Source organism: Gemmatimonas sp., from assembly GCF_046594945.1.
GTDB lineage: Bacteria > Gemmatimonadota > Gemmatimonadetes > Gemmatimonadales > Gemmatimonadaceae > Gemmatimonas.
In genome coordinates this window covers 1-3,953 of the sequence record NZ_JBKJRB010000147.1, presented here as the reverse complement: position 1 = coordinate 3,953, position 3,953 = coordinate 1, and the positions used below count along the sequence as shown (strand labels likewise).

Here is a 3,953-nt window from a genome sequence, read left to right as displayed (position 1 = left end):
ACGCACATCGGGCACCAGATAGCCTCATGACGCGTCCGACGTCGATTTTAGCGCGTCGCTCGTGTGAAGCGTCGAGCAAGCACGATCCGGCGTCACGCACCGCTACGCTGCTCGAGTTTTCACACAGTCTCACGGTTTGTTAGGCAACAGGCACACGCGACCCTGTCTCTTACTCAGGGAATGCGAAACTTGACCAGCAGTTGCTGATCGTCCTCGCCGCGCGTGATTGCCCAAGCGTGGCCGCGCGCGAGCCGGATGAAGCTTGTCGACCGCGGGAAGCGGACCTCGCCTAGGTACCGACCGCTTAGCTCGAACGCGACGTACACGGGCGACCAGCATATGAGTTACGCGAAATGCACTTTCCTTCGTGGACGTTCGTACAGTACGGCGTGACCTTCTCACTCCTCACCTGCTTCTGCACCCAGATGCGCCCTTCCGGATCAACAGTGCCAGAACCCGCCGGCTTTTTGTACAATGGCAAGCGATCAGCTTCCTCGTTCGCCGTGCCACGGACGCGACGGTCTAACGTTAGTTCCCATTCCTTGCGCTCATCGTCGTTGTATTCGATCGACTCCGTAGGCACTTGAGCAATGAGTGGATTGGCGCGACCGGTCGGATCGACGAGCAAAAATCCGAGCACGTCGGTTCGGAGCACCACCAGTCGTCCGTCCGGAAGAGGAAACCAGGACTCGCTCGGTGTCACAAACGAGTGTGTCTGGTTGGAGTGTAGCCAGCGACCGACGAACGAAACAGAGTCGAGAGCCGTGCCGGTGGTGTCGTAGCGAAACATCGTCCGGCTGTTGGACGTGCTTCGGACTCGCGCATCGCCAGTCAGCATCGGCCAGCTGCTCCGTTTCAACGTCCCTGCCGCGGGCCGTACAGAAAACGGCGTGAAGAAGGATCCGTCTGCGCCACGAAAAAGCTCGACGAGGCCGTTTCCATGGGTGACAGGAAAGCTGTTGCGAAAACGGCCGTCCGCTCCGTATCGACTTATCAGACGCATCGGTTGATGCAACAGCATCGTTCCATCAGGCTGAACGGTGATTCGAACGGCCTCTGCAGCGTACTCACCGGGGCCGTTCCCCGCACGACCGATCGTATGCGTGAATTGACCATTAGCGTCGAATGCACGCAGGACGCGGCCTTCGATGCCCTGAGCGTCGAAGACCAAGACTCCCCCGTTCGGCAGCGGCGCAACCTCGCGCACAAGTCCGAAGGTTGTCTCGTTCCGATCACTTGGCACACGCAAGATCTCGACGGCATCGAAGGCTGGCCCCCAAACGCCTTCGGTTCGGGTCACCACCCGAACGGTGTCTCGGTCCATTGTCGCGTCCGCGAGTGAAGTCTGACGTGCGCCGTCGCTCGTTTGCCTGCAGCCCGCGGCGAGCAGGAAGACGCTGCCAGTGAGCCCAAAACGGACGTGTCGCAGTGCGCGCTTCCACATTTGCTCAGTGCCGTGCATGACCCAACAATCCAAGGTAGATGTTGCCTAACGAAGCTGTAGGATAAGTCCGAACACCATCGTCGAAGCTGATTTCCCGTATACAAGAACCATTGACGCGAAGGCGATCGTCGATCCTGAGGCGAATGTGGCGGTGAAGTTCTCCACAATAAGCGGGGCGACGGCGACGACAGGCTAATCCTCCAGCCTCAACGCCCCAGCTCTGCTGCGAGGGCGTCCGATAAAAACGAGCGAAGCGAGCAATCAGGAGCGCCCTCGTCTGCAGCAGCGCACGTTAGGCACCCCGCGCATTGATGCTCGCCTACTTCTGCGCTGCAAGGCGAACAAAGGCACGCCATCCGGCGTCGAGTAACGATCCGTGCAAGCCGAGTGCATCTGCCGCCGAGGACAGGTGGTCAGGCCCATGTTTCCCCTTGCGGGGTGTAAGCACCGCCTTCACGGCGTTGACTCCGCCCCGCTCGTTGGCGAACGCCAGGAGGCCCGCCGCTGCGCGGTTGGCCAAGCTATCTGAGCGATGTCCTGGACCCAATAGCGAATCGAGGGTCAACAAAGGACGCGTCGCGAGCTCATGACTGAGTTCTGCCATCAGCACAGGAAATGGCCGACCGGTAGCGCCTCCGAGCCAATGGGCCATACCTTCATCCATGGTGCCAAATACGTCGCGCTCGGCGAGCCATCTGGCGAGTACGAGGTGCGTGAGCTCATGTGGATACCACTCACCGTAGACGGGTAGTCCACTCAAAATCATGTTGTTCCCCGGAACTGCTCGCCCGAAGCTCGTTTGAGGCACTGCCATGTCTACGCCGACAAATTTTGCCAGGTCCTCAGGACGGTCCGCAACATAAAAGTTGATTGGGGGTGGCGTGATGATCCCAAAGGCACGAGACAGTGAGTCAACAAACCGCCCGGAGCGCTCGGCTCGCCTTTCATTAAATACATGCGTCGGCGGGAAGATGAATGTGATGCGGCCGCGCCGTACACGTGTCCACGCCGCTGTCAGACGCGGGATGGGGCTTGCGAGGACCCACCGATCTCGTTCTCGGACAGCAAAGGTCCGTGTCAACGCGACAGGAAGTGAGTTCCCCGCGCTGTCGGTCGTCGTATAGAGTGCTCGAACAATAAATGTATCTGCCGCCCCCTCGTGCCCAGGAATCACAGGATCAATCGAGACTAACGTCGCCTCCGGTCGCGGGTAACCTGCCGCTCCGAAATAGATCCACGCGGCAGCGAGATCGAAGATCGGCCATCGCTTCTGGTCGCCCGATATCCAATACGGACTTGAGGCGAACCGTTCGGGCTCATTGTTCACGTATGCTCGCCATGTCGCGAAGATCTCGCGCCGTGGAGAACTGATCGTATCGGCTCGAATGCCGACCTTGATGCCGCGCTTCGCGGAACTCGGCGACTCCTGCGAACGCACGAGTACCGGCGCTGCGAACAAAAGTGTAGCGGCGAGAATGGGCTTCAAATGCATCGGCTAACTATGCGGCGCGCATGTGCTTGAGTGATGTGACCGGACACGGCGAGAGAGCGGCGACCGTTTCGCAATACGATGCCTGTGGGGGTCTAACGCTTTGCGTTCTGTTGCAGAGCCCAAAACAAAATGCGGCCGGACGGGCGACGTGCGCCAGCACGGCGACCGCCTGCCGCACGCCGCAGCGCGCTGTCAGTAGCAACGGTTCGTTAGCGTGCCACTAGCCGGCGCGCGGCAAGGGCTTCAACCGAGCAATGGCCGCGGCTTCAGCGGAGCGCAACGCATGCCAGAGATCCCAATCCTGCTGCAAGCCGAGCCAAAAATCCGCGCTCATCCCGGTCACCTGGGCCAACCGAAGCGCCGTATCCGGAGTGACCGCGCGCTTGGCGTGAATCACCTCATTCAGTCGCGGGAACGACACACCAAGCTGCACCGCGAACGCCGACTGCGAGATGCCCAGCGGACGGAGGAACTCTTCCAGCAGCATCTCACCCGGATGCGTGGGCGGGCGATGCGTGGGCAGGCGCCGCTGCACCAGCGCCGCAGGCCGTTTAGTGGTAGTCCGTGACTTCGACGTCGTCGGCATAGCCATCCTCCCACCGGAAGCAAATCCGGAACTGATCGTTGATGCGGATGCTGTGCTGGCCGCGACGCGTGCCACGCAGGGCCTCCAGCCTGTTCCCCGGCGGAATCGCCAGCTCCCGCAATTCCCGAACGCGGTTGAGCTGCGTCAGCTTCCGCGTCACGGCCGACCACAGCATCGCCGGGCACGCACGGCGCGCGCGCCGGCTGTCGAGTCCGTTAAAAAGGTCTTCCGTGGCCGCGTCGGCAAACGTGCGTATCACACTATCTATTATAACGGGTCCCGTAGTGCTGTGCCAGCGGACGTTGTCACGCTATCGAGGCTGTAGGAAAACTCCCGAAGCAGGCCAATGTGGAAACGGAACTCGTTAGCACGCGGTGGGTTTGTCTCGCATCGAATGTGGTGTCGTTTCGTCTCGCTGTCGAGCACAGGCC

4 protein-coding genes are annotated in these 3,953 nt (G+C 60.8%); all 4 read right to left on the bottom strand.

What is annotated here, in order from left to right:
• Window positions 1-304: 304 nt before the first annotated feature.
• The 4 genes from ACLL97_RS17660 to ACLL97_RS17645 all read right to left on the bottom strand — a co-directional run bounded on the left by ACLL97_RS17660 (window position 305) and on the right by ACLL97_RS17645 (window position 3,781).
• The gene (locus tag ACLL97_RS17660; protein WP_411281798.1) at window positions 305-1,462 is read right to left on the bottom strand and encodes a 6-bladed beta-propeller; all 1,158 of its coding nucleotides are present in this window, start codon (window positions 1,460-1,462) and stop codon (window positions 305-307) included.
• A gap of 301 nt (window positions 1,463-1,763) precedes the next feature.
• Entirely contained in the window at window positions 1,764-2,936 is a 1,173-nt protein-coding gene (locus ACLL97_RS17655) for a hypothetical protein (RefSeq protein ID WP_411281797.1), read from the bottom strand.
• Between the two features lie 220 nt (window positions 2,937-3,156).
• Window positions 3,157-3,522 (bottom strand): HigA family addiction module antitoxin, encoded by a 366-nt coding sequence (locus tag ACLL97_RS17650; RefSeq protein ID WP_411281796.1) that lies wholly within the window; start codon window positions 3,520-3,522, stop codon window positions 3,157-3,159.
• Window positions 3,488-3,781 carry a type II toxin-antitoxin system RelE/ParE family toxin gene (locus ACLL97_RS17645; RefSeq protein WP_411281795.1) on the bottom strand — a complete coding sequence of 98 codons (294 nt, stop codon included), beginning with the start codon at window positions 3,779-3,781 and terminating at the stop codon, window positions 3,488-3,490. The genes ACLL97_RS17650 and ACLL97_RS17645 overlap by 35 nt, the downstream gene beginning before the upstream one ends.
• Window positions 3,782-3,953 lie beyond the last annotated feature (172 nt).